Genomic DNA, 24,746 nt, shown 5'->3' with positions numbered 1-24,746 from the left:
GTCTTGCTAGTGAGATAGCTATAAATAGTGACGATTTATCACTACAGAAGGGCTTCTTCGTATGAAAAAAGCATGTTTACTCGCTGTGGCTCTGTGCCCGCTTTCGGCCATGGCTGCCGGAACTGCGCAGACGCCGGATAAGCTGTCTTTAGGTTTAGCTATGGACAAAGGATTGAGCGCCGTGGCAGAACTGGGGAACCAGTATCGTTTTACCGTCGGTAATGAGGGCGGGGCGTTTGATTACATTCTGACTCGTGGCAGCTTCGATGCGAATGTACCTTTTACCTGGTATGTTGGTGTCGGTGGTTACGTTGACTGGGACGATAACGATGACTTCGGGGCGCGTGTGCCACTTGGCCTGAACTGGCAGGTGAGTAAAGGCTGGGATGTGTATGGTCAGATCCACCCTGAATTAAACTTATACTCAGGACCAGAACTGCAGCTGGGCGGGGCCGTTGGTGTGAAATACACGTTCTGATCGCCACTCATAAAAAATGCCGGCATTTGCCGGCATTTTCTTTGTGTGGAGTTATTTATTGCTTGTCCATCGCTCGTTTAATGCAGATAAACGCGCCGCCCCAGGTGATACCAAGGCCAAGAACCATCATGATAATTGCACCAGTCGTCATTATTGTGCCTCCTTGCGGCTTGAAATGTTAATCACCAGACCGACAACCAACAGGACGGCAATCATAACCCAACCTAGAGTCAGGTCGTAACCACCATACCCTTCTGTCAGTAGGGTTTGCAATTTGGTGGCCAGAATGATCGCCAGCATGACCGGAGTAATGAAACGCAGACAAATATCGAACCAGCCAGTGATGGCAAAATCAGAGATTTGATTAACATACTCCCGAACTTCGCTCACTTTATTCATGATCCAGGCCATCAGAGCAATTTCAACGAATCCACCAACCATGATGCCGACGTTGTTGGCAAAGTGGTCAACCAGGTCGAGCAGCAACAGACCGCCGTTAGTGGCGAAGGCCATCGAAATAACCACCCCAACACCGACGACCACTGAGGCGGCTTTTTTACGGCTCCAGTTCAATTTGTCGATGATCGCCGAGGTCACGGCTTCCATGATTGAAATATGTGAACTTAAACCCGCAACAACCAAGGCCAGGAAGAACAGTGGGCCGAGAATGTAGGGGGCGGGCAACAGGTTGATGGCGGCCGGCAGAGTTACAAATGCCAGGCCAACACCTGCGGAAACGACTTCAGTGAGCGGTTTACCTTGCTCTTGAGCCATGTATCCCAAAACCGAGAAGATCATAATACCGGCGAGGATAGAGAAGCCACAGTTGATCAGTACGGTCATGAACGCGTTGTTGGTAATATCCGACTTCTCAGGCAGGTAGCTTGAGTACGCCAACATGATTGCGAAACCGATACTCAGAGTAAAGAAGATTTGGCCGTAGGCCGCTGCCCATACTTTTACGTCCCAGATTTTACTGAAGTCAGGTTCGAACATATAGTTCACGCCATCCAGCGCCCCTGGAAGGAAAATCATGCGAGCAATCAGTACCAGAACCATCACAAACAGGATCGGCATCATGATCTTAGATGCTCGCTCAATACCCGATTTGACACCGCCGGCGATGGCTGCGTAAGTGATTCCCCAGGCAATCAACATCGCAATCGCGATCTTCCATTGAATACTGCCTAGATTGGTTGGTGAGTTGTCGCCCAGAGCGAGGTACTCACTGAAGAAGAAGGCGTTTGTGTCGGTGCCCCAGCTTTGGGTAAACGACATGCCAAAGTACGAAATCGCCCAGCCAATCACCGCTACGTAGTACACCGCGATCACTGCCGCGATCCCCACCTGGAACCAGCCAAGCCATTCAAATTTTGAGTTGATTCGTGCCAGTGTGGCAGGCGCCGACCCCCGGTACTTCTGACCCATGGAGAATTCCAGGATCATAAATGGGATACCTGCGGTAATCATGGCAAAAAGGTAAGGAATAAAAAATGCACCGCCACCATTCTCGTAGGCCATATACGGGAAACGCCAGATGTTCCCCAAACCAATTGCAGATCCCACTGCGGCCAGAATAAATCCAGCTCGGGATCCCCACTGTTCTCGCTTCATAGATAACTCCTTTAACTTCCTGAGAAATGAAGCTTTTCTTAGGTTTTCGCAGATATAAGGAAGTGAAAGGAAGGAAGACTGGCTTGCCGCATCCTGGTCGCTTTATCATCCATGATATCGCTTAAGGTTGGTTTATTGTTTTGTTTAACCTAAGAAAACTCAGAATATTGTTCTTAATTGTTCGATGTGTGTTTGCGGAGTCTGAAATATTCAGCTGCGCATGCTTTAAAGACTAGCGATTTAATCCAGTTAAAGCAATAGATTGTAAATGTTATTTATCAGTATTCATTTAGTATGATAGTTGTTAATTTGGATTGTATGTAATCAAATTTATCGAAAGAGTGTGATTGGTCAGCGGTTACTGCTGCTGGGTGAGGGTGGATTTGGAGAAAAACACTTGATAAATAAAAAGAGCGTATGACTGAAAAACATACACTCTGTCGATGTATTACCCTGAAATGAATTCAATATACTGGGTAACAATACTGGTCATACCTGGTCAGTTAAAATCGCATCACCAAACCTATGTTGGTTGAAAACTGGTTCATCCAGTCTGTTTCGAAACGGATCAGACAAGAATCGCTCTCGCTGGTAGGCAAGGTACAGGCGGCCGTGGTGTCATTGTCAACCACCGTTCCCAGCCAGCGGAATTGCCCGTTCAAGGATAGGTTTTGGGTTAAGTCATACTGTACCCCGCCAAAAATACTGGCTGAAAACCCGTACTGATCATCCACCCATTTCGCATCAATGTACGACCCGCCGACACCTAAACCAAGGTAGGAGGAGAAGTTGGGTTGAATCGGATAGTAGAGACTGCTCTGAAACTGCAGGTAATGCACTTTGGAATCGAGTTTAACGTGTTCAATCTCACTGCTTTGGTACGCATAGAACACCCCAATTCTACCGGTTTGAATGTCAGTCTCGACAGAAAAAGCAACATTCTCTGAGCCCTTAATGTCGTAATGGTGCCCGTCTTGGTTTTCGACTTCGCCGCCAAATGTGTACCCTATCCAGGGCGTAATGTACGACTGCGCCTGGCCGGGAGAAGCGAAGCTTAACAAACCGAGAACTGAAACCGTCAGGTAATGTTTGCACATAAGCTGTCCTTGTGAGTCAGAAGTCCTTAGTAAGTGTGATGATAACTGCATAATTCCGCACAGAAAAAAGACAAATATTGAACATGTATCACATGGGTGTTATTACTTTGTTACATTTACACCATAGGCTGCGGGTGTTTCCGCAAGCTTATTAATGGCGAGTTGGAGGTAAGAGATGGAATCGAATCTGAAATATGCCTTAGTGATCACTGTGACAATCTTTGCCATCCTGATAGGATTTGGACTGGTTGCCATTACTCACTAAGTCCGTTCATCGATGAACAACAGCGGTATCATTACTGACTCACAGTCACTGGTCGACATTGACCGGCTTGCAAGGTACACAGGCGGTAAAAATGCATTGGTCGCTCAGGGCGGCGGACAAAGAGGTATTTTTACTGCCGGTGTCTTAGACGCTTTTCTGTTATCCAATTTTGACCCGTTTCATGAATTTTACGGAACGTCTGCGGGGGCGCTGAATTTATGTTCCTTTCTGTGTCGTCAGCATGGCTTAGGGAAAACGTTTATTACGGATTTAACCACCGATCCTGAATTTTTCAATCTTTTCAGTTATATAAGACGTAAACAATACCTGCGTCTCGACTGGGCTTTAGAGAAAATCAGCGATTTTCCCTACAAGCTGGATATTGATATGGGTCGCATGGCACTGGGCGAGCGAAAAGCGATGGCCGCGGTTACTGATGCCCGGACTTTTCAGGATCACTATCTGCCGTTTCTCGGCGAAGATTGGTTTAAAGTGCTGATTGCCACCTGTGCGATTCCGCGTCTGTATCATGAAGAAGTGGAGATCAACGGCCGACACTATGTCGATGGTGGAGTTTCGGCGTCCATTCCGGTTCAGGAAGCCTGGCGTAAAGGCGGCCGCTGCATCATCGTGATCCGGACTGAAGGCAGTGATTTGCAGCCAGAGTTAGAGCCTGCTCAGGTGGAGGTCGCACCGGGTGAAGTTGAATGGTTTCGGGAATCATTCAATGGTTTGCAAGAGAAGTGGCAGCAACAGGTTGACCGCTTTCGCGCCGACTGGAGTAATTTCTTCTACCAGAGGCTGGCACGGGCAAAAGAGCAGAAAAAGGACCAACAGCATCTGGAGCTGTTAAATGGTGGTCGCTGGTTGTTTGGTGCTGACAATGTCTACCGCCTCAGCAATCTGCTGGGTGATAAGTTTGATACAGGCCTGGCGGATATGCTGATGGTGCACTACCAGACTTATGCGCTGACTCAAGAATTTCTCAGTGCGCCACCAGACGATTGTTTTGTCGTACAGATCATGCCGGATGAACCGCTGAAATCCGGGTCACTGATGAGCAAACCGGAAGATCTGCAGCACGATTATGAGCTTGGGCTGAAAGCCGGGTACCGCTTTATTGAAGATTATCTCAGTACCAAACTGAAAAAAGGAGCCTGATGGCTCCTTTTTTAATCCGGTCCTTATACAGATAACACCCGCATGCAGTTGGTGGAGCCAATCACATCCATCACATCACCCTGAGTGATGATCACCAGATCGCCTTCGTGCAGCAAACCTTTCTCTTTAAGGGCCTGGGTTGCGGTTTGTGCCACTTCCAGGCCGCTGCTGCCACGTGTATCAAAATAGACCGGGAATACGCCACGGTACAGTGCGGTGCTGTTGAGTGTCCCTTCGTTGCGGGACAGGGCAAAAATGGGTAAGCCGGAGCTCAGGCGCGACATCATCAGTGCGGTGCGACCGGACTCGGTCAGAGAAATCATCGCTTTCACCCCAGTGAGGTGGTTAGCCGCATACATGGTGGACATAGCAATGGTTTCTTCCGGGCTATCGAAGGTTCTGTCCAGGCGGTAGTTCGAGCGGTTGATCGACGCCATTTTTTCCGCCCCGAGACAGACTTCTGCCATCGATTTGACCGTCTCTACCGGGTATTTACCTGCGGCGGTTTCACCAGACAGCATCACGGCGTCTGTGCCGTCGAGGACGGCGTTAGCCACGTCCATGACCTCGGCACGAGTCGGCATCGGGCTTTCGATCATCGATTCCATCATCTGGGTGGCGGTGATGACGGTGCGGTTCAGTGCGCGGGTGCGGCGAATCAACTGTTTCTGAACGCCCACCAATTCCGGATCGCCAATCTCGACCCCGAGGTCTCCCCGTGCGACCATCACCACGTCAGAAGCGAGGATGATGTCGTCAATGGACTCTTCCGAGACCACGGTTTCAGCCCGTTCGACTTTGGCGACCAGCTTGGCTTCGAGACCCGCGTCGCGGGCGAGTCGGCGGGCGTATTTCATGTCTTCGCCATTGCGCGGGAATGACACCGCCAGATAGTCGACTTTGATGTCAGCTGCCAGCAGAATGTCCCGTTTGTCTTTTTCCGTCAGAGCATCGGCCGACAGGCCGCCGCCTTTTTTGTTGATCCCTTTGTTGTTCGACAGAGCGCCGCCGATGGTGACCTGGGTGTGCACTTTACTGTCGGTGACGGAGATGACTTCCAGCTGTACCCGCCCGTCGTCCAGCAACAGGATATCTCCTGGGACCACGTCTTGTGGCAAGGCTTTGTAGTCGATGCCGACCGCGTCCTGATCACCTTCGCCTGGAGCCATGTCGGCATCAAGGATGAATTTGTCACCGACGGTCAGTTGAATTTTACCGTCTTTGAAAGTGGAGACTCGAATCTTCGGACCCTGAAGATCGCCGAGAATGGCAACGTGGGTGCCCAATTTAGCAGCAATCGCCCGAACTTTCTCTGCACGCAGTTTATGATCTTCGGCACTGCCGTGCGAAAAGTTCATGCGGACTACGTTGGCGCCGGCGCGGATTATCTCTTCCAGATTGTTATCCCTATCGGTAGCGGGACCCAGTGTGGTGACAATTTTCGTTCTTCTTAGTGTAGAGGCCATGTTCTCTCCTGATGATGTAAAGGCACTGGAGGTGCGATAATTCGCCGATGTGATTAACCCTAGCACAAACCTCAACCGGCGACACGGAGCCCGGTCGGATTTTTGGTGGCGTGAAAAAACACTGTAAAAAAAGCGAAAATCCTTGCTGATTTGATGGCTTCCACAAAGATTTATGTTTATCCGTGATGCTTGTCACGGCGATATATCAAAGCGCTTCACAATTAGTTCGCAAAGTAAAAAAATTGCCACGTTGTTGTTTTTTGGAGTGCATCATGTACATGGCTCAACCAGGCCATATTGACCATATTAAGCAGGTCAATGCCGGCCGGGTCTACAAATTGATTGATCAAAAAGGCCCTATTTCTCGCATCGATTTATCGAAAGAGAGTGAACTTGCGCCTGCAAGTATTACCAAGATTACGCGAGAGCTGATTGAGTCTCATCTGGTACAGGAAACCACAGTGCAGGAGGCAACCAGTCGTGGTCGTCCGGCCATTGGCCTACAGGTTAACAACGAAGGCTGGCAGTTCCTCTCGATGCGTCTTGGACGCGGTTATCTCACCATTGCTCTGCATGAATTGGGTGGCGATGTCCTGATTGATACCAAAATTGATATCCACGAAATCGATCAAGAGGACGTACTGGCGCGTCTGCTGCATGAAATCGATGAGTTTTTCCAAACCTACGCGGATCAATTGGACCGGGTGACCAGTATTGCGATCACTTTGCCGGGGCTGGTGAATTCCGAGCAGGGGATTGTGCTGCAGATGCCCCATTACAATGTGGAGAATCTGGCGCTGGGCCCTGAAATTTACAAAGCAACTGGTTTACCAGTGTTTGTCGCCAACGATACCCGTGCCTGGGCGCTGGCGGAGAAACTGTTCGGTCATTCGCAGGACAACGAAAACTCGGTTCTGATCTCCATTCATCACGGCTTGGGAGCCGGTATTGTGCTGGACGGCCGGGTGCTGCAAGGGCGTCATGGCAACATTGGTGAACTGGGGCATATCCAGATTGATCCGAATGGCAAGCCATGCCATTGCGGTAATCGTGGTTGTCTGGAAACCGTGGCGAGTTCTCAGGCGATTCGCGAAGAAGTGGCAGAGAGGATTTCGCGTGGCGAAGCGTCGGTTCTGACAGACAAAGAAGAGCTTTCCATCGAAGATATCTGCACGGCGGCGGCGCAAGGCGATCCGTTGTGTGTGGACGTGATTGAAAAACTCGGACGCTATCTGGGGTCGGCGATCGCGATTGTGATTAACCTGTTCAACCCGGAAAAAGTCTTGATTGGCGGTGTGATCAATCAGGCGAAAGACATTCTGTACCCGGCGATTAACCAGTGTATTCAAGAACAAAGCATGCCGGTTTACACCCGTGAACTGGAGCTGGTGGAATCGCGATTCTACAAACAGGCGACGATGCCCGGTGCCGCTTTGATCAAACAGGCCTTATATGACGGGTTGTTGTTGATGAAAGTGGTTGAGGGTTAACGTTTTTACCGATAAATTTGCTGTATTGTATTTCAGCCCATATACCTGCACTCTATATGGGGTGATTTTTACTGAACAATTTTTAAGACAGGTATCGGTATGTCCGGAGTACTAAACACAGTTGATCAGCGCACCAATCTGGTGGGGGAAAACCGACTGGAATTGCTGTTATTCAGTCTCAATAGTCGGCAGACTTTTGCGATCAACGTATTTAAAGTCAAAGAAGTCATCAAGATGCCCGCCCTGACCAAAATGCCGGGCTCTCATCCGTACATTACTGGTGTGGCGTCACTGCGTGGGGAGTCGGTTCCGGTGATCGACCTGCGACGTGCGATTGGTTTCCCGCCATCTCGTCTTGAGCACACCGAAGAAAACCTGATCATCACGGAATATAACCGCTCAGTGCAGGGGTTTCTGGTCGGGCAGGTGAAAAATATCGTCAACACGGCCTGGACTGAAATTCAGCCGCCACCTAAAACGGCCGGTCGGGCGACCTACCTGACTGCGATTACCCAAATCAAAGAAGGCAACGGGTCGCATATTGTGGAAATCATCGATGTTGAAAAAGTGCTGGCAGAGATCATTGATTACGACGTCTCGATTTCAGAAGAAGTGCTGGATCCGAATCTTGCGCCGTTGCTGGATGGCCGCAATGTCCTGATTGTGGATGATTCATCGACTGCCCGGGCCCAGATTAAGGGGACATTATCCCAGCTCGGCCTGAACATCATCGAGTGTCGTGATGGGTTAGAAGCACTGACCCTGCTGAAATCCTGGTGTGACAGTGGCAAAGAGGTGACCAAAGAACTGCTGCTGATGATCACAGACGCAGAAATGCCGGAAATGGACGGTTACAAACTGACGTACGAAGTGCGCAGTGATCCGCGCATGAAAGATCTGTTTATTACGCTCAATACGTCGCTGAGTGGCAGCTTTAATGAAGCCATGGTGAAGAAGGTCGGCTGTGATCGCTTTATCTCGAAATTTCAGCCGGATCTGCTGGTGGAAGTGGCCCAGGATCGCCTGCGCGAGTTACTGTAATCTTCCACATAATGACCATAAAGGGAGCCTTGGCTCCCTTTTTTGTGTACCCGGTTTAGTGAAAGTCGCGTGATTGAGTCTGTAACCCTGTCAGGCGTTCGGTCAGATCAGTCAACCGTCCTGCGATAATGTGGATCACCTCGCCCTCACGTTCCAAAATGCCTTTGACCATCAGAATTTTTGCGCCCAGATAGGCACGTTTTTGCGCCCGGGCAGTGGCTTTCCAGACCACCACATTCATGTTGCCGCTGTCATCTTCAAGGGTGAAAAAGGTGACACCAGCGGCCGTACCCGGCGACTGCTTTCCGGTGACCACACCCACAACGGTCACCAGCGACTGATGATCGCAGCACGCCAGATCACGCATGCGGGTAAAACGACCGAGCTGGCCGGCTTCTTCGAGCAGGGTTACCGGGTGCTTGCCCAAAGCAAGCCCCGTTGCGGCATAATCTTCCAGCAAAGTTTGTCGGGCATCGGGGGCCGAAAGGGTCACGGGATCGGTTTCATTAAGCTGTCGGAATAAGGGCAGATCTGAGGCGGAGTCCATGATGGACCAGCGAGCGGCATAGCGGTTATCGGTAAAAGCTTGCAGCGCGTTGGCGGAAGCCAGCAACTCAATATCACGTCGGCTCAGACCGATGTGTTTTAGCTGATCTATGTGTTGATAGCCCTGATACGGGCGAGCCGCCAATAGCTGCTTACAGGCATCGGCGCTAAATCCTTTGATCAGGCGTAACCCCAGCCGAATGGCAGCCTGATCATGCTCGGTCACCACTTGATGGTCAAACACGGAGGCATTCACACACACCGGCAAGACACGAATGCCGTGCCGACGTGCATCCTGGATCAGTTGCGAGGCACTGTAAAAGCCCATCGGTAAGCTGTTGAGTAACGAGGTATAAAAGGCTTCCGGATAGTAATACTTGAGCCAGGCCGAGCAATAAGCCAGAACCGCAAAGGAGGCAGAGTGGCTTTCCGGAAAACCATACTCACCAAAGCCGCAGATCTGGTCAAAAATCCGCTCGGCAAACGCTTGTTCATAGCCCCGCTGAGTCATGCCATCAATCAGCTTGTGTTTAAACTTCATCAACTGGCCGGTTTTTTTCCACGAAGCCATGGCCCGGCGCAACTGGTCAGCTTCGCCGCCGCTGAAACCCGCTGCCACCATAGCCAGTTTGATCACCTGTTCCTGAAAAATCGGGACGCCCATGGTGCGTGACAACACGTCCCGCACTTCTTCTGATGGGTAGCTCTCTTTCTCTTCACCATGGCGGCGCTTCAGGAACGGATGCACCATGTCTCCCTGGATAGGACCCGGCCGGACAATGGCAATCTGGATCACCAGGTCGTAATAATTGGTCGGTCGCAGGCGTGGCAGCATACTCATCTGGGCCCGGGATTCGATCTGAAATACCCCGATGGTGTCGGCGCGCTGAATCATGCCATAGACATTCGGATCGTCCTGACGCCGGGTGATGTCCGCCAGTGTGTATTGTTTCTGCTCACGCTGGGCGATGATGGCAAAACATTTGCGGATGGCGGTCAGCATCCCCAAAGCCAGCACATCGACTTTGAGTAGCCCCAGGCTTTCCAGGTCGTCCTTGTCCCACTGGATGACGGTGCGCTCAGTCATGGAGGCGTTTTCGACCGGAACCAGTTCATACAAAGGGCCGGAAGCAATAACAAAGCCGCCCACATGCTGAGATAGGTGACGCGGAAACCCCATGATGTCATTGACTAACTGGATAAACTGTTCACCCCTGAGTGAGTCGGGCTTCAGGCCGAGCTCAATAACCTGTGCCTGCCAATCGAGGCCTCGATCGCGGCGATTGACGTTTTTTATGAAGTAGTCGAGTTGTGTTTCGTTGATGCCCAATGCTTTACCAACATCCCGCACCGCACTTTTAAACCGGTAAGAAATCACGGTCGCGGCCAGAGCAGCGCGCTCACGGCCGTATTTTCGGTAGATATACTGAATGACTTCTTCTCGTCGTTCATGTTCAAAATCGACGTCAATATCCGGCGGCTCATTGCGCTCTTTACTGATAAAACGTTCAAACAGCACCGAGATTTGGCGAGGATCGACCGAGGTAATTTCCAGGCAGTAACACACCACGGAGTTGGCCGCCGAACCGCGCCCCTGATAGAGGATCTGCTGTTGTTTGGCGAACATCACTATGTCGTGAATGGTCAGGAAATAAAACGGATAATTGAGTTCTTCGATCAGTGCCAGTTCTTTCTCGATAGTATGACTAATTGCGTCTGGGACGCCTTCGGGAAAGCGGGTCAGTTCACCCTGCTTAACCAACTGGCGCAGATAGCCCATCGGTGTCATACCATCCGGCACTAGCTCGCTGGGGTATTCGTAGCGTAGATCGCTGAGTTTGAATTCACAGCGCTTGGCGATAGCCAGACTCTCTTCCAGCCATTGCGACTGGAAGAGCCGGCTCAGCTTTTCTGTGCTGCGCAGGCAGCGCTCGGCATTGTGCAGCCGGTGGCTTCCGAGATTCTCGACCGTGTTGCCGTGTTGGATGGCGCTCAGTACCTGTTGGAGCGGCAAACGGGTGGCGGTATGCATCAGGACGCCACCGCAGGCAGTGATTGGTAACCCTAATTCCTGAGCCAGGTGCTGGCAATGGGCCAGATCGGTTTTATCGCTGGCACGCAGATGACGTTGCAGGCCAAGCCATAAGCGATGACGGTGGTGTTGTGCCAGCCATTGGCCCCAATAATGGTCGCTGGCCTGATTGATGGGCAGCCAGATGATCAGGCAGTGTCGTATTGACATCAGGTCCCATTCGGATAAACGGTACTCGCCTTTATCGGAGCGGCGCCGGGCATTGGTAATAATCCGGCACAGCTCTGCGTAAGCAAGCCGATTCGGGCAGAGTAGCACTACCTGACATTCCGGATTAAGCCAGAACATGCTGCCGACGATCAGCTTGAGTGCCAGGTCATGCTCTTTGATTGCGGTGTGTGCGCGTACCACACCGGCGACTGAGCATTCATCGGTGATCGCCAGTGCTGAGTAACGCAGGAAGTCGGCCTGCAACGCCAGCTCTTCGGGGTGTGAAGCCCCGGTCAGAAATGAAAAATTGCTCTGACAAAACAGTTCTGCGTATGGCATGTGCTCTCCTAACTGAACTGTCCGTGAAGGAACCACTGCTGTTGCGGGGTACGAAACACCCACAACCAGCGCCCGTCATGACTGCGGGCGATAAAGTAATCTCGAATGACCTCTTCGCCATCCCACCAACCGCTGACAATGCGTTCTGGCCCTTCGTGCAGTGTGACTTTTTCATTCAGCGGCTCAGGTTCAGGGAGTAACAGACTGGGACGAAGGCGGGGGTGGGACGCCCTTTCCGGTACTTGCCGGGTTGGGTCACACAGACGTGACGCTTTTTCCGGGCGGGGATCGTCACAGAATGCCACTTTGTGGACCTGTTTTTTGCCCAATTTGGCTTGCAGCAGCGAGAGCAGTTCCAGTTCATTCAACTGGCCTTTTTCGCCACCGAAAATGTCCTGAGTGGCTGCTTGTTGGGGAGCGCTGCGCTGGATAGCCAGACTAAGCCCTTGAACCGGAGCCGTCAGACTCAGTGATTCCATACTTAACTTGCACAGCTGTGCCCATTTATCGGCGAGGTAATCACCACTGGCAGAGGTCAGAGTTAAGGTGGTGTCCGGTTTATTCCGCTGATGCAGAGTCAGACTGAGCTCAAAGGCCACCTGGTTGCGCAGCGTGAGGAACAACTCCAGTTTACGCAGTTGTGTGTAGAGCGGCTTTTCCAGCCATTGCACATTCTCAATATCAAAGAGAAGCTCCAGAGAGTGATGAAACGCTTCCGGCGGATGATAAAAGGGTTGTGGGTGTTTGAACTGCCCGAGTAAACGTCCGACATAGTTGACCAGGTCGATATCAAAACGCCGAGCCAGCTCTTGCGTCGGCAGAGCCAGCAGTTCGTCCAGCGTATGAATGCCGATCCGGCTCAGTTTGCTAACCTGGGCCATACTGAGTTCTGTGGTGGTCAGCGGATGGCGGCGGAGCAGAGCGAGCAGGGCCTCTTTATCAGCTTCGATGTGGTTTTGTCCGGATTTGGCCAACAGGATGGCCGCATAAGGTGAAAACCCCGTGGAAAACTGATAGCACACACCTTGCTGATCAAGGTGGCGGGATACGGTTTGCCAGTAATTGTCTAGCCCCTGATACAGAGCCAGCATATCCGTGACCTTAAGTAACAGACCGTGCGACGGGTAAAGCACGATGTCGGATGTAACCAGATATAACCATTGGGCGATATCGTTCAGTGCCTGCTCTTCAACACTGGGATCATACGGATGAACCTGAAGATCGGTGCATAGCGCCGCAGCGCTGCCCAGCCCCATACCGTGCTTAATCCCTTGCTGGAGCGCGAGTGGATTGCATTGCATGACCTGATGGGACTGACTGTTCACTATCACCAGTGGTTGTTCCTGAGATGCATACAAACGGTCCAGTTGCAGTTGGGGAAAGTGCAGATAAAGCCAAAGTTGCATGCTGCCTCCTCAGCCCTGTTTTTGTAGCGGAAAGGGAATAATGACCGGATCTGGTTGGCTTAGTGTCAGACTGGGCCATAAATGACCCATGTCGAGAGTAAAACTGCCATGAGGCCAGCCACCTTTGCGTTTGGTGATGGTGACAGACAAACCGCGGCGGTGTGGCATCAGGGTCAAACTCAGGCTAACAGGCAGTGACAACAGATTCATCTGTTGCGGCTTGAACAGGAATTGCAGGCAATGACCCGTTTCGCTGGCAACCTGTAACCGGCGTGCCTGATGCACTTCCAAGCCCTGATGCCAGAGCAATACATTACTGCAAGCGCCGCTTTTCAGACATTGTTCTGCCGCCCATAGCGCCTGCTTGGGAGTGGATGGATAGAGGAGCAGTACTTTCTGGTTGTCGATGCCTTGAGACTGCAATTGCTCTGCGCACAACAGACCGGGTGGATTGACTAACACCGTTAAGCGATGATAACTGGTGCGCTGAATGTGTGGCATCAACAGGCGCAATTCCCCGACGCCACCCGGTGACTGGATTTCGACCACTCCGTGTGACGGCAGACCACCATCCAGTTTCTGATCCAGTACGCTGAAGCCAGTTGGCAGCGTATCGCTTGTGGCGGTTACCTGAGAACCTTGCCAGATCAAATGCTTATGTTTTAGATGCTCAATTAGTTCATACATAATTATTTACCTGTATATATGTACAGTATAAATGTTCCCGTTGGACCTGCAAGCAAAATGTGGTTCGGTAAAATGAAAAACGCCTTGCTGAAAACAGCAAGGCGTTGAGTGTACGAAAAATTCAGAGGATTATTTTTTTGGCTGAGCGTCCATGCACTGGCCGTTGACGTCTTTGCCTTCCGGAGCCATCAGGTACAAATACAGCGGCATGATGTCCTTCGGCGTTTTGAGTAACTGCGCGTCTTCCGCCGGGAAGGCTTTCGCGCGCATGCCGGTACGGGTTCCGCCCGGATTAATCGCATTGACCCGAATTGCGGTATCACTCAGTTCATCCGCCAGCACTTGCATCATGCCTTCTGTCGCAAACTTCGAGATGGCGTAAGTTCCCCAGAATGCACGGCCGACATGACCAACGGTGGAGCTGGTAAAGACGATGCGCGCATCTTGAGATTTATGCAGCTGCGGCAGCAGAGCCTGAGTCATCATGAACTGCGCTTTGACATTGATCTGCATCACATCGTCGAAAGTGTCTTCACCAATTTGGTCAAAGGGGCTGATCACACCCAGAATACTGGCATTATGCAGTATGCCGTCCAGACGACCGAACTGTTGCTCGATGGTGTCTGCCATGTCGAGGTAGTGCTGCTTGCTTGCCCCTTTCATGTCCAGAGGAATAATGGCAGGCTGAGGGTAGCCCGCCGCTTCAATTTCGTCGTACGTCTCTTCGAGTTTTTTGACGGTACGACCCAGCAGAATCACGGTCGCACCGTGCTCTGCGTAACTGAGAGCGGCTTGTTTACCGATCCCGGCACCAGCGCCGGTAACCAGAATGACTTTATCTTTCAGGGCATCTGAGGAAACGGAATAATTCACGGGGAGCATCCTTATTGTATGTTCTACTTTAAGTCTTCGTGACAAGACGGTTACAATACACCAATTCGCACATGTGAGGATATTAGCATTGGAATTTTTGTTGGACTACGGCCTGTTTTTGGCCAAGATTGCCACCGTTGTGGTCGCGATCATTGCGATTTTAGTCATAGCCAAAGCAGTGAACAGTAAAAGTGGTGCGGCGAAAGGGGAACTGGAGATTGTGAACCTGACCGAGCAACACAAAGACACCGTGGAGCAGTTGGAACACCACCTGCACGATGATGCGTTTATTAAAGCGCGTGATAAAGCGGAAAAGAAAAGCGAAAAAGAGAAGAACAAATCCCGGGAGAAAGCCATTAAACAAGCAGCCAAAGAGGGGACGCTGGACAGTAAGCGTGAACCACATCTGTTTGTGCTGGATTTCCACGGCAGTATTGATGCCAAAGAAGTGGCGTCGCTGCGTGAAGAAGTTACGGCGATTCTGGCTGTTGCCCGTGACGGGGATGAAGTGCTGTTGAGACTGGAGTCTGGCGGGGGCATGGTACACGGTTACGGCCTGGCTTCCTCACAGCTGGATCGCCTTAAAGCGGCCGGTTTGCCACTGACGATTTCTGTCGATAAAGTGGCCGCCAGCGGTGGTTATATGATGGCGTGCATTGGCGACAAGATCGTGTCCGCTCCGTTTGCGATTGTGGGCTCCATTGGGGTCATCGCTCAGTTGCCAAACTTCAATAAGCTGTTGAAAAAACATAACATTGAGTTTGAACAATTGACCGCGGGTGAATACAAACGAACGCTGACCATGTTCGGTGAGAATACCGATAAGGCGCGAGACAAGTTTAAACAGGAACTGGAAGAAACCCACGGCCTGTTCAAAGACTTCATCCGTGAGCACCGTCCTGAGCTGGATCTGGACAGTGTGGCAACCGGGGAACACTGGTTCGGTACCCAGGCGAAAGCCCTGGGGCTGGTGGATGAGATTCGGACTTCCGACGATCTGGTGGTTGATGCCTGTCAGAATAAGACCGTTTTGCAGGTTCGTTATGTGCAGAAGAAAAAGCTGACCGAGAAACTGGCGGGCGTGGCCGGGGAAGCGGCGGACAGTGTTCTACTCAAACTGATCAATCGTGGTCAGCGGCCGATAGTCTGACGCGATGGATAAAAAACGCCTGACTCAGTCAGGCGTTTTTTTGTGGCGAACGGGAAAGAATGTAGGTAGCCAGTGCCAGTGCGATGCCGCCCAGCATGCCGGCCAGATGGGCTTCAATTGCTACCCTGGCACCAATCAAGGCGCTGGTTTCTTCGGATGGGCCGACAGTGTGTTCCCAGACAACTTTCGCCATTACACCCAAGACCAGTAGCCAACTGCTGCGTCGACCGTTAAGCGCCTCGCTCAGCGCGAAACAGGCAAACACACCATGCAGCACACCGGACAGGCCAACGTAACTGGTCATCTCGCTAAACAGGTTGGACACGCCCACGACCATCCCGATAAACAACAGAGCGGTCATAAGCTGGCGTGTTGCAGGGCGGAAAATGTAGCTGATGACCCATAATCCGGCGAGGTTCATTGCCAGGTGCGCAAAGTTGGTGTGGGTAAAGTTTCCTGTTAGGATGCGCCACCACTGGCCATGTTGAATGCCGGCGCTGGTCCAGGCCATGCCCGACTGCAGAGGTTCAAATTGCAACCCAAGGCAGAGTAAACTGATAACAGATAGTAACAGGTACAGATTCACGTTATGTCCCGATATTGTTCAGAGTGTGGTAAATCGCGTAAAGCGTGCATATGCGAATGGATAGAGAGCCTACCATCGAATGTTGAACTGGTCATCCTTCAGCACCCCAGTGAGCAACATAAACCCATGGGTACGGCACGTATTTTAAGTTTATCGTTGCCAAGCAGTCACCATTTTATCGGTGAAGACTTTTCTGCGCATACCGAATTAAACCGCTTGCTCAGCGAGCCAGATAGCCGCAACTTCGTGTTGTATCCCAGCGATGTCTCTCAACTTGTTACCCAAATACCGATCGATCCTGTGGTGGATAAAGTGCGGGTGATCCTGCTTGATGGTACCTGGAAAAAAGCGTACAAAATGTATCAGTTATCGGCTAACTTGCAGGCGTTGCCAGGGCTGCATCTGCCTACTGGCCTTAAAGGCAACTACCGTATCCGCAAAGCGCCGAGTGATAACAGCTTGTCGACGGTTGAGGCCGGGTATCATCTGTTGACTCTGCTGGAGCCGGATAGGGATTTCTTGCCTTTGGTGAGTGCTTTTGAACAGATGGTTGAATTCCAGATAGCTCAGATGCCTGCCGGAGTCTTTGAGAAAAATTATGCGAAATAGACACTTGGCCTATACTGAGGAGTAAGCTGCTACTCAATGGGTTTGGGCCTGTTGGCATTGTGGTTCTTGTATGGCTATAATGGCGCGCAATCGGTTAGCCACCTCAGGTGAGCCAAGGCCGATGCTTCGTATAACCTCACTGATAAGGAGTGAGGGTCTCTACCTGGAGCCGTAAATTCCAGATTACGAAGAGAAAGTGCATAGCGCTTTTCTCTTTGTATATCGTGAATATTTAGGCGAGAGAAAGGCGTTTGTTGAAATTCATTGAATGGAGATACAAGCGTGAACCAGACCAATTTTATCCAGCAACTGCCGAAGGTTGAACTGCACTTGCACATTGAAGGGACGTTAGAGCCCGAGATGATGTTCAACCTGGCGCAACGTAACCAGATTGACCTGCCTTTTAAAACACCACAAGATGTGCGGGCAGCGTACCAGTTTACCAATCTGCAATCGTTTCTTGATATCTATTATCAGGGAGCGAATGTCCTTGTTCATGAACAAGACTTTTACGATCTGACCTGGGCGTACCTGTTGCGTTGTCAGGCCGATAACGTCATTCATACCGAAATCTTTTTTGACCCGCAAACGCATACCGAACGTGGAATTGCGTTTGAAACCGTGATCAATGGGATTGAGCGGGCGCTACGTGATGGTCACGAACAATTGGGGATCAGCAGTCAAATCATCATGTGTTTTTTGCGTCATTTGGATGAAGACAGTGCGTTTGAGACTTTGCGGATGGCTTTACCGCACAAGGACAAAATCGTTGGTATCGGTCTCGATTCGTCTGAATTGGGGCATCCGCCAGAGAAATTTGAGCGCGTATTTCAGGAAGCGATTCGTCATGGTTTCCTGACGGTTGCCCATGCCGGAGAAGAAGGGCCGGTTGAAAATATCCATAACAGCCTCGATCTGCTGAAAATTTCGCGCATCGATCACGGGGTGCGTTGTGTGGATGATCAGGCGCTGGTGGGCGATCTGGCGAAAAGCCGGGTGCCACTGACGGTGTGCCCACTCTCAAACACTAAGTTGAAGGTGTTTGACACTATGGATCAACATAACATTGTCGACCTGTTGCGCCAGAATGTGTGCGTGACGATCAACTCGGATGACCCGGCTTACTTTGGTGGTTACATGACGGATAATTTTCAGGCGGTGGCCGACAGCCATACGATGACGCCACAAGAGCTGGCGCAATTTACCCTGAACGCCATTGAAGCCAGTTTTATCGATGATGCACACAAACAGAGGCTGGCTGAGCAGGTGCATGATTTTGTCCGTCAGACGAGCGCTTAAGAAAAATGCGATACAAGCGGGGCTGAATCAGCCCCGTTTTCATCTGCATTATACTTTGTGCACCAGCGACCAGTCGCGCTTACCGAGTAATTTTTCTCCCAGCACACTCAGCTCTGCTCTTGGGTAGCGAGTCTGTTCCCAGTTGCGTGGGTCACCCGGAAAGGCAAAGCCTTCTGGCGGGAGACGATCCTGCCAGGACTGAATCCGCCATTGGCGGATCGTGGCGTGAGTTTCTTCGGCTGGCACCATCGAAATGTACTGTGCCATGCGTACCCGATCTGACTGGTTTGGACGAATGCCGTGAGGAAGCAAACTGTTGAAAATTAATAAGTCGCCGGCTTTCATCGCTATAAATTCAGCCTCAAAACCCGCCAGATCCGGTACATACGGATCGCGATCGGCCGGCTGAGTCTCACGCCAGCGCTCTAATTGACGGTAAAGCTCCGGCACGCACTGGAAACCGCCGGTTTGCTCATCGGTGTCTGACAGGGCCAGTACCCCCTGCACGTTGACCGGCAGAGGAGTGAGCGAGGTATCCGCATCCCAATGGATGAAGCCACTGAATGCGCGGTTAGCACGGTTGGGTGGGTTTAAGTTGGCGCGGTCAATGGTGACCCACAAATCTTCCCGATCCCAGATATCAACAAATGCGTGGTACACATCCGGGTTTTGACGGTTATCCCATAAAACCTGATGGTTGTAACACTCCACCATTCCGGAATTATTCAGTTCCACCATGGCATGATCACGGCGCTGATCCTGATACCAAGTGGTGGTGTCGTCTGGCGACATCTCCTGAAATTCCCACAAGAAATCCTGACTACGTTGTACCGCCTCTGGGCTGATGATTTGTGGCAGCACGACGTAACCGTTGTGCTGCCAGAAGGCGAACTGTTCTTCGGTCAGTGTTTTGAGCGGTAAGGTTTTACGGATATCCCGCAGTTGAACATCGTGAATGTTTGAGACGCTGTTATTGCCTGGCGCATTGTCTCCGAATCCATAACGGTTTTTCATACTTTCTCCCCGGTGGGTACTAAGAGGTTTGTTGTTATTTGTTCACATTTTGGCAACCTTGGCGTTCTCGGAGTGATGCAAAATCAGCAATATTTAGTACTATCCAGTCAATATTTGTGTCTGTTGTAGTGGCTATGTACTTCTTATGAAAGCTCAGTTTGAAAAAGTGGCGTATGCCAACGACAGTTCCTGGCGACTGTTGATTCGCCGGTTGGAGGCGATACCGTTTGAGTGGCACTTCCATCCCGAGTATGAGCTGACTCTGACACTCAATAGCTGTGGAGAACGTTACATTGGTGATCAGATCACCGCTTATGGTGATGCGGATTTGACTTTACTGGGGCCTAATATTCCACATACCTGGCAGTCGAACCGGGTTCTTGACGCTGAGCACCCACATACCGTGTATGTCTTGTGGTTTGATCAGCAGTGGGTCAACGCCGTGTGCCAGCTGTTTCCGGAGTACCGTGCACTGCAGCGTTTAACCACGGATGCGTCACGAGGCCTGCACTTCCCCCCGCAACTGGTCAACGAGTTGTTGCCACACTTTATTGCGCTGGAGTCGGCGTCCTCAGCCAGACGCCTGACTTTGTTATTGCAGATACTCGATGCGCTTAGCCACTGTGGTGAATATGAACTTCTCTGTTCCGGGCAGGAGGGCACGATGGTTGAGTCGGATCAACGCGAGCAGCGGCAATTGAGCCTGTTACTTGAGCAGATTCACGAAGGCTATACTGAATCGTTATTGCTGGAGGATCTTGCTCAGGTGGTGGCCATGAGTGAAAGCACTCTGACTCGCTTTTTTCGCCGGATGATGGGGATGGGCGTTAATCAGTACATCACTCAGGTTCGTTTAGGAAAGGCGTGCTCGTTACTGATTCGCTCTGATTGGCCCGTCAGCGTGATTGCGCAGCAATCCGGCTTTGTGAATCAGGCGAATTTTAATCGTCTGTTTAAAAAGTACAAACAGATGACGCCGGGCGGATTCCGGCGTAAGTTTCGTGCCAGTAGCTATGAAAAAAGGCGCTGAACGCGCCTTGTTTACATCCGTACTACGGTAAGAAACCGGCGCGGATAACCGCTCTTGTAGTAATCGGTTTCAGTGACCCCGAAGTGCTTTTTCGATGATGAGCTGTGAATAAACGTCAGCTTCCCGTCATCGACGGAGGTGATGATGCCGGCATGACCGGGTTTACGAATATTTGGATTGGTGCCAGTGAATACGATCAGGTCACCTGGTTTTGCGTCTTTCAGAGACACTTTATTACCATACAGGCTCGGATAGGCCGCCGTGGTACGCGGAATCGTGATGTCAAACTTGTTGTAAACGTATTTGATGTAGCCGGAACAGTCGAACCCTTTGGGTGATGAACCACCCCACACATATTTAGTGCCAAGGAACTCGCGTGCATAGTCGATCATCTGCTCGGTATCTTGCGCTTGAATCTCGGCCAGAGATGGTGACGTGGTGTGTGTTTTGTTAACCGACAGGGTGGCTGGAGGCGTCGCGTTGGACGATTCCCGGCTGGATTGCTCAGGTTGTGTGTTTGCACAGGCATTTAACAGTAAAGCCAGTGGAATAAAAGTCAGGTGATTTAACTTCATAAATTTATTGTACTTTGTCGTTGAAAATGTCATTGAAAAAAGCCAATGTCAGACTCCAATCCTGACGCTGAACAGAACCTTGGTTCGAAGGATGGCTGCCAGAACGCCGCACAATTTACCATAATCTGCCGAAAAAATAACCCGTATGATTGTTAAGGAGTGTGATCAGCGAGATTCCTTCTACCTTTATGGTTACTGACAGCTTAGGCAAAAGAGAAACAGATTGACCACTTTTTCGTCGTTGTTACCAAAAAAGCACTCAACGAGCGCTTTTTTGGTTTTTATACGGTTATCCCTTGATAAGGTTGGGGGATGTTAGTAACCGTGAGAAGAAAACAGTTGTTGGTGCAGACGCTGTGCATGTCCGTCCGTCAGGGATGAGATGTAGTCCGCGATCACCCGCATGCCTGCCGAGTTGTCGCCTGACGACAGCCAGCTTTTTTTCGTGTGTTCCGGCAACAGGCGGTCAGGGTTGGCACTGAAAGCTTCAAACAGGTCCATAATAATCTGCTGGCCTTTGTACTCGACAATCTGCACCTGAGGTATCTGGATGACGTGTTCGCTGACAAAGTGTTTAAACACATCCAAGGCTTTGGCCATGGTCGGTTCGAGATACGCGTTGAAGGCCAGCAGTTCACTGGTAAAGTCGGCTTCTACAGGTTTGACGCGGATGCTGGTCAGCAGCGCGTTGACGATGCCGCCGATGGCGTCTTTGCGTTGGTGGTGCTCGCCGGAAAACAACATATCGCTGACAGACTGGATGTGTTGTTCGAACCAGGGCGCTCCGGTTTCGAGCAAACGAGTGGCGGCGTCCTCCTGCCATTGGTGGCGGCTAACCATGCCGAGTACGATGGCGTCTTCCAAATCGTGTACCCCGTAGGCGATGTCGTCGGCCAGTTCCATGATGGAGCAGTCTATTGATTTAAAGCGGGTTTTGCTGTGTTTAAGCCCGGAGTCACCATCCGAGCGCATCAGGCTCAGCTGGGCCCTATCATGGGGAGACAAAGGCGCCAACACCCAGTCAAAACGCGCTTGGTCGCAATCGTAGAGCCCTTTGGCTGGTGCCCACTCTTTGGCTTTCAACTGGCGCTGATGTGCCACAGGCTGAGGTCGCAAGGTGGCTTGAGTCTGGCTGAGCAGTGCCGGGTACTTAATCAGCCCAAGCAGCGTACGACGTGACAGGTTCATGCCGAAATGTTCCGTGTACGGTTCCAGTTGAGTCACGATACGGAAAGTTTGGGCATTGCCCTCAAAGCCACCATGATCGCGCATCATATAATTGAGCGCCACTTCGCCGCCATGACCATAAGGGGGATGGCCGATATCATGGGCCAGACAGAGAGAGTCGATCAAGCTGTCCGACGGGAGTAAGTCGCGAAATTCTGGCTGCTTCTTCTTCAATTGTGCCACGATGCCAGTGCCAAGCTGCGCCGCTTCCAGCGAATGGGTCAAACGGGTGCGGTGAAAATCGTTCATGCTGGCGCCGTGCACCTGAGTTTTGGCCTGCAGACGGCGAAAGGCGGCGGAGTGAAGAATTCTCGCCCGGTCACGTTGATACGGCGTGCGGTGATCGTCACGGCGAATTTTATGTTCGTCATCGTGTCGTTGCTGCCACATAGGGCTGATGTCTACCTTCACACCTGTGTCTCCCGATCTTATCTATTTGTTTTTACATTAATAGCTGTTAACTGATTTCGTCCAGAGATAATTCAAAACTTGGGGCAAAGGTGTTGAGAAAATAGTCCATTTCATCACTGCGGCGCTGGTGAAGTGTGACATCAAGGCGCTTCTTCGCCAGTGCATACTCGTGATTGCCCGCGCTGAGTTCTTCTAGGCATTTGAGGTAGGCACAGATGGTGTCCGCTTGTTTCACGATCGCCGCTTCTTGCGGATTGGCTTCGGTGGAGATCAGGTAGGGGGCAAAATCATCACGAAATTCGTCCGGTAACATCGAAAGCAAACGGTGTTCAGCCGCCGCTTCGATTTTCTTGTACTCTTTGGCGATATCCGGGTTGTAATATTTGACTGGCGTTGGCAGATCACCGGTAAGCACTTCGCTGGTGTCGTGGTACATACCGAGCAGTGCGATGCGCTCAGGGTTGAGTGTACCGCCGAATTTTTTATTTTTTATCAGTGCCAGCATGTGGGCGACAAACGCAACCTGAAGGCTGTGCTCGGAGATATTCTCGCTCGACACGGAGCGCATCAGGGGCCAGCGCTGGATGAGCTTCATCCGGGCAAGATGAGCAAAAAAATGACTTTCTTTGGCTTGGCTTTCTGTCATAGCAACAAACATCCTTGCTGAGAATGGGGCCGAAATAGCAACGGGCACACTTTTCAGTGTAGAAAAGTGTGCCCGACTAGCATACCAATGAATATCGGCAATCGATACTTACTGGCTGTAAGTTGACAGGAATTTCTCAAAACGGCCAATGGCCAGCTCCAGATCTTCCACGTGTGGCAGGGTCACAATGCGGAAGTGATCCGGTTTGGGCCAGTTAAAGCCCGTGCCTTGGACCAGCAATACTTTTTCTTGAATCAGGAAATCGAGCACCATTCTCTGGTCATCTTTGATGTTGTACATCTTGGTGTCGATTTTCGGGAAGAGGTACATGGCGCCTTTGGGTTTCACGCACGATACACCGGGTATCTGGTTGATGAGTTCCCAGGCTCGGTCACGCTGTTCCAACAGACGACCGCCTGGCAGAATCAGCTCATTGATGCTCTGATAACCACCTAGTGCGGTCTGGATCGCGTGTTGCATCGGGACGTTGGCACACAAACGCATCGACGCCAGCATATCGAGTCCGGCCACGTAGCCCTGCGCCAGATGCTTTGGTCCGGTCAGGAACATCCAGCCACCGCGGAAACCGCACACCCGGTAGGCTTTTGACAAACCGTTAAAGGTGACGGTCAGGACATCCTCCGTCAGCGTGGCGATGGAGGTGTGCGTGGCACCGTCGTAGAGTACTTTGTCGTAAATCTCATCGGCAAAAATTATCAGTTTGTGCTGACGGGCGATCTCGATCACTTCCAGCAGAAAGTCGCGACTGTAGACAGCGCCGGTCGGATTATTCGGGTTGATCAACACAATACCGCGCGTTTTCGGCGTTATTTTCTTCCTGATGTCATCCAAATCTGGATACCAGTCGGCTTGTTCATCACACAAATAGTGAACCGCTTTACCGCCAGACAGGGCCACTGCCGCTGTCCACAACGGATAATCCGGTGCCGGGACCAGCATTTCATCGCCGTTATTCAGCAGTGCTTGCATCGCCATGACAATCAGCTCCGACACGCCGTTGCCGACGTAAACATCTTCGACATCCAGGCTGCGGATGCCTTTTTTCTGATAATGCTGCACCACGGCCTTGCGTGCTGAGTAAATACCTTTGGAATCACAGTAACCTTGTGACGTTGGCAGATTGCGGATGACATCAACCAGGATCTCGTCAGGGGCATCAAAGCCAAATGGGGCAGGGTTGCCGATATTCAGCTTCAGTATTTTATGCCCCTCTTCTTCCATGCGCTTAGCATGTTTGAGTACAGGACCCCTAATGTCGTAGCAGACATTATCGAGTTTTGACGACATCCCGATATTTTGCATTGTTTAATTCCTGAAAATTGTTGATTTACTTTATTAAACTACATCAAAATGATTTTTTTTAGAATATAAATCTGAAATAAGTGGTGGTTTTAGAGAGCGTTACAGAGGGACCTATCACAGGATTCTGCAAAAGATAGGGTATACCCTTGATCTCTATAAGGTCAGCCAATA

Annotated in this window: 23 protein-coding genes and 1 riboswitch; of the genes, 9 read left to right on the top strand and 14 right to left on the bottom strand. The window is 51.1% G+C overall.

All coding sequences use genetic code 11. From position 1 onward, the window contains the following. The first annotated feature begins 61 nt into the window (after positions 1-61). Entirely contained in the window at positions 62-478 is a 417-nt protein-coding gene (locus tag VPR01S_RS05285) for a hypothetical protein (protein ID WP_021704281.1), read from the top strand. Between the two features lie 55 nt (positions 479-533). Here the strand turns inward: VPR01S_RS05285 and VPR01S_RS22605 are convergent, their stop codons facing one another. The 3 genes from VPR01S_RS22605 to VPR01S_RS05275 all read right to left on the bottom strand — a co-directional run bounded on the left by VPR01S_RS22605 (position 534) and on the right by VPR01S_RS05275 (position 3,189). Then, positions 534-629: a MetS family NSS transporter small subunit gene (locus VPR01S_RS22605; protein WP_156008662.1), complete on the bottom strand. Its 96-nt coding sequence runs from the start codon at positions 627-629 to the stop codon at positions 534-536. After that, on the bottom strand, positions 629-2,092 hold the full coding sequence (locus tag VPR01S_RS05280; protein WP_021704280.1) for a sodium-dependent transporter: 1,464 nt from the start codon (positions 2,090-2,092) through the stop codon (positions 629-631). The genes VPR01S_RS22605 and VPR01S_RS05280 overlap by 1 nt, the downstream gene beginning before the upstream one ends. 503 nt (positions 2,093-2,595) lie before the next feature. After that, positions 2,596-3,189 (bottom strand): outer membrane protein, encoded by a 594-nt coding sequence (locus VPR01S_RS05275; protein WP_021704279.1) that lies wholly within the window; start codon positions 3,187-3,189, stop codon positions 2,596-2,598. Between the two features lie 175 nt (positions 3,190-3,364). Here VPR01S_RS05275 and cydH point away from each other — a divergent pair, with 175 nt between their 5' ends. Both cydH and VPR01S_RS05265 read left to right on the top strand, forming a co-directional pair. Next, complete coding sequence (cydH, locus tag VPR01S_RS23145) at positions 3,365-3,454, top strand: cytochrome bd-I oxidase subunit CydH (protein ID WP_040902277.1); 90 nt, start codon at positions 3,365-3,367, stop codon at positions 3,452-3,454. A gap of 12 nt (positions 3,455-3,466) precedes the next feature. Then, the gene (locus tag VPR01S_RS05265; RefSeq protein ID WP_021704277.1) at positions 3,467-4,615 is read left to right on the top strand and encodes a patatin-like phospholipase family protein; all 1,149 of its coding nucleotides are present in this window, start codon (positions 3,467-3,469) and stop codon (positions 4,613-4,615) included. Between the two features lie 23 nt (positions 4,616-4,638). Here VPR01S_RS05265 and pyk read toward each other — a convergent pair whose 3' ends face one another. Further along, positions 4,639-6,081, bottom strand: coding sequence for a pyruvate kinase (gene pyk, locus VPR01S_RS05260; protein ID WP_021704276.1), 1,443 nt, complete (start codon positions 6,079-6,081; stop codon positions 4,639-4,641). Between the two features lie 272 nt (positions 6,082-6,353). Here pyk and mlc point away from each other — a divergent pair, with 272 nt between their 5' ends. Together mlc and VPR01S_RS05250 are read left to right on the top strand one after the other, a co-directional pair. Further along, complete coding sequence (gene mlc / locus VPR01S_RS05255) at positions 6,354-7,571, top strand: sugar metabolism global transcriptional regulator Mlc (RefSeq protein WP_021704275.1); 1,218 nt, start codon at positions 6,354-6,356, stop codon at positions 7,569-7,571. Between the two features lie 99 nt (positions 7,572-7,670). After that, the gene (locus tag VPR01S_RS05250) at positions 7,671-8,612 is read left to right on the top strand and encodes a chemotaxis protein CheV (protein WP_021704274.1); all 942 of its coding nucleotides are present in this window, start codon (positions 7,671-7,673) and stop codon (positions 8,610-8,612) included. Positions 8,613-8,667: 55 nt separating this feature from the next. Here VPR01S_RS05250 and VPR01S_RS05245 read toward each other — a convergent pair whose 3' ends face one another. From VPR01S_RS05245 to VPR01S_RS05230, 4 genes are all read right to left on the bottom strand, one after another. Then, positions 8,668-11,739: an error-prone DNA polymerase gene (locus tag VPR01S_RS05245; RefSeq protein WP_021704273.1), complete on the bottom strand. Its 3,072-nt coding sequence runs from the start codon at positions 11,737-11,739 to the stop codon at positions 8,668-8,670. 8 nt (positions 11,740-11,747) lie between these two features. Then, positions 11,748-13,145: a Y-family DNA polymerase gene (locus VPR01S_RS05240; RefSeq protein WP_021704272.1), complete on the bottom strand. Its 1,398-nt coding sequence runs from the start codon at positions 13,143-13,145 to the stop codon at positions 11,748-11,750. 9 nt (positions 13,146-13,154) lie between these two features. Further along, complete coding sequence (gene imuA / locus VPR01S_RS05235; protein ID WP_021704271.1) at positions 13,155-13,832, bottom strand: translesion DNA synthesis-associated protein ImuA; 678 nt, start codon at positions 13,830-13,832, stop codon at positions 13,155-13,157. Positions 13,833-13,961: 129 nt separating this feature from the next. Continuing rightward, complete coding sequence (locus tag VPR01S_RS05230) at positions 13,962-14,705, bottom strand: YciK family oxidoreductase (RefSeq protein ID WP_021704270.1); 744 nt, start codon at positions 14,703-14,705, stop codon at positions 13,962-13,964. Between the two features lie 88 nt (positions 14,706-14,793). On the opposite strand from VPR01S_RS05230, the gene sohB reads away from it, so the two are divergent. After that, on the top strand, positions 14,794-15,855 hold the full coding sequence (gene sohB / locus VPR01S_RS05225; protein ID WP_021704269.1) for a protease SohB: 1,062 nt from the start codon (positions 14,794-14,796) through the stop codon (positions 15,853-15,855). Positions 15,856-15,883: 28 nt separating this feature from the next. On the opposite strand, the gene rrtA is transcribed toward sohB, so the two are convergent. After that, positions 15,884-16,441: a rhombosortase gene (rrtA, locus tag VPR01S_RS05220; protein WP_021704268.1), complete on the bottom strand. Its 558-nt coding sequence runs from the start codon at positions 16,439-16,441 to the stop codon at positions 15,884-15,886. 3 nt (positions 16,442-16,444) lie between these two features. Between rrtA and VPR01S_RS05215 the strand changes: the two genes are divergently transcribed. After that, positions 16,445-17,050 carry a tRNA-uridine aminocarboxypropyltransferase gene (locus tag VPR01S_RS05215; RefSeq protein ID WP_040902276.1) on the top strand — a complete coding sequence of 202 codons (606 nt, stop codon included), beginning with the start codon at positions 16,445-16,447 and terminating at the stop codon, positions 17,048-17,050. Between the two features lie 106 nt (positions 17,051-17,156). Continuing rightward, positions 17,157-17,256, top strand: a riboswitch (purine riboswitch). Between the two features lie 76 nt (positions 17,257-17,332). Continuing rightward, positions 17,333-18,349, top strand: a complete 1,017-nt coding sequence (locus VPR01S_RS05210) for an adenosine deaminase (protein ID WP_021704266.1) — start codon at positions 17,333-17,335, stop codon at positions 18,347-18,349. 48 nt (positions 18,350-18,397) lie between these two features. Here the strand turns inward: VPR01S_RS05210 and VPR01S_RS05205 are convergent, their stop codons facing one another. Continuing rightward, positions 18,398-19,363 carry a phytanoyl-CoA dioxygenase family protein gene (locus VPR01S_RS05205; protein WP_021704265.1) on the bottom strand — a complete coding sequence of 322 codons (966 nt, stop codon included), beginning with the start codon at positions 19,361-19,363 and terminating at the stop codon, positions 18,398-18,400. Between the two features lie 145 nt (positions 19,364-19,508). Here VPR01S_RS05205 and VPR01S_RS05200 point away from each other — a divergent pair, with 145 nt between their 5' ends. After that, positions 19,509-20,393, top strand: a complete 885-nt coding sequence (locus tag VPR01S_RS05200) for an AraC family transcriptional regulator (protein WP_021704264.1) — start codon at positions 19,509-19,511, stop codon at positions 20,391-20,393. A gap of 11 nt (positions 20,394-20,404) precedes the next feature. On the opposite strand, the gene VPR01S_RS05195 is transcribed toward VPR01S_RS05200, so the two are convergent. From VPR01S_RS05195 to VPR01S_RS05180, 4 genes are all read right to left on the bottom strand, one after another. Then, the gene (locus tag VPR01S_RS05195) at positions 20,405-20,968 is read right to left on the bottom strand and encodes a C40 family peptidase (RefSeq protein WP_021704263.1); all 564 of its coding nucleotides are present in this window, start codon (positions 20,966-20,968) and stop codon (positions 20,405-20,407) included. Positions 20,969-21,283: 315 nt separating this feature from the next. Continuing rightward, the gene (locus VPR01S_RS05190; RefSeq protein WP_040902275.1) at positions 21,284-22,585 is read right to left on the bottom strand and encodes an anti-phage deoxyguanosine triphosphatase; all 1,302 of its coding nucleotides are present in this window, start codon (positions 22,583-22,585) and stop codon (positions 21,284-21,286) included. 67 nt (positions 22,586-22,652) lie between these two features. Beyond that, the gene (yfbR, locus tag VPR01S_RS05185; protein WP_021704261.1) at positions 22,653-23,252 is read right to left on the bottom strand and encodes a 5'-deoxynucleotidase; all 600 of its coding nucleotides are present in this window, start codon (positions 23,250-23,252) and stop codon (positions 22,653-22,655) included. Positions 23,253-23,360: 108 nt separating this feature from the next. Then, complete coding sequence (locus VPR01S_RS05180; protein ID WP_021704260.1) at positions 23,361-24,575, bottom strand: pyridoxal phosphate-dependent aminotransferase; 1,215 nt, start codon at positions 24,573-24,575, stop codon at positions 23,361-23,363. Between the last annotated feature and the right edge of the window lie 171 nt (positions 24,576-24,746).

Origin of the sequence: Vibrio proteolyticus NBRC 13287, assembly GCF_000467125.1 — a bacterium.
GTDB classification, from domain to species: domain Bacteria; phylum Pseudomonadota; class Gammaproteobacteria; order Enterobacterales; family Vibrionaceae; genus Vibrio; species Vibrio proteolyticus.
This window is presented reverse-complemented; position numbering and strand designations above follow the sequence as displayed.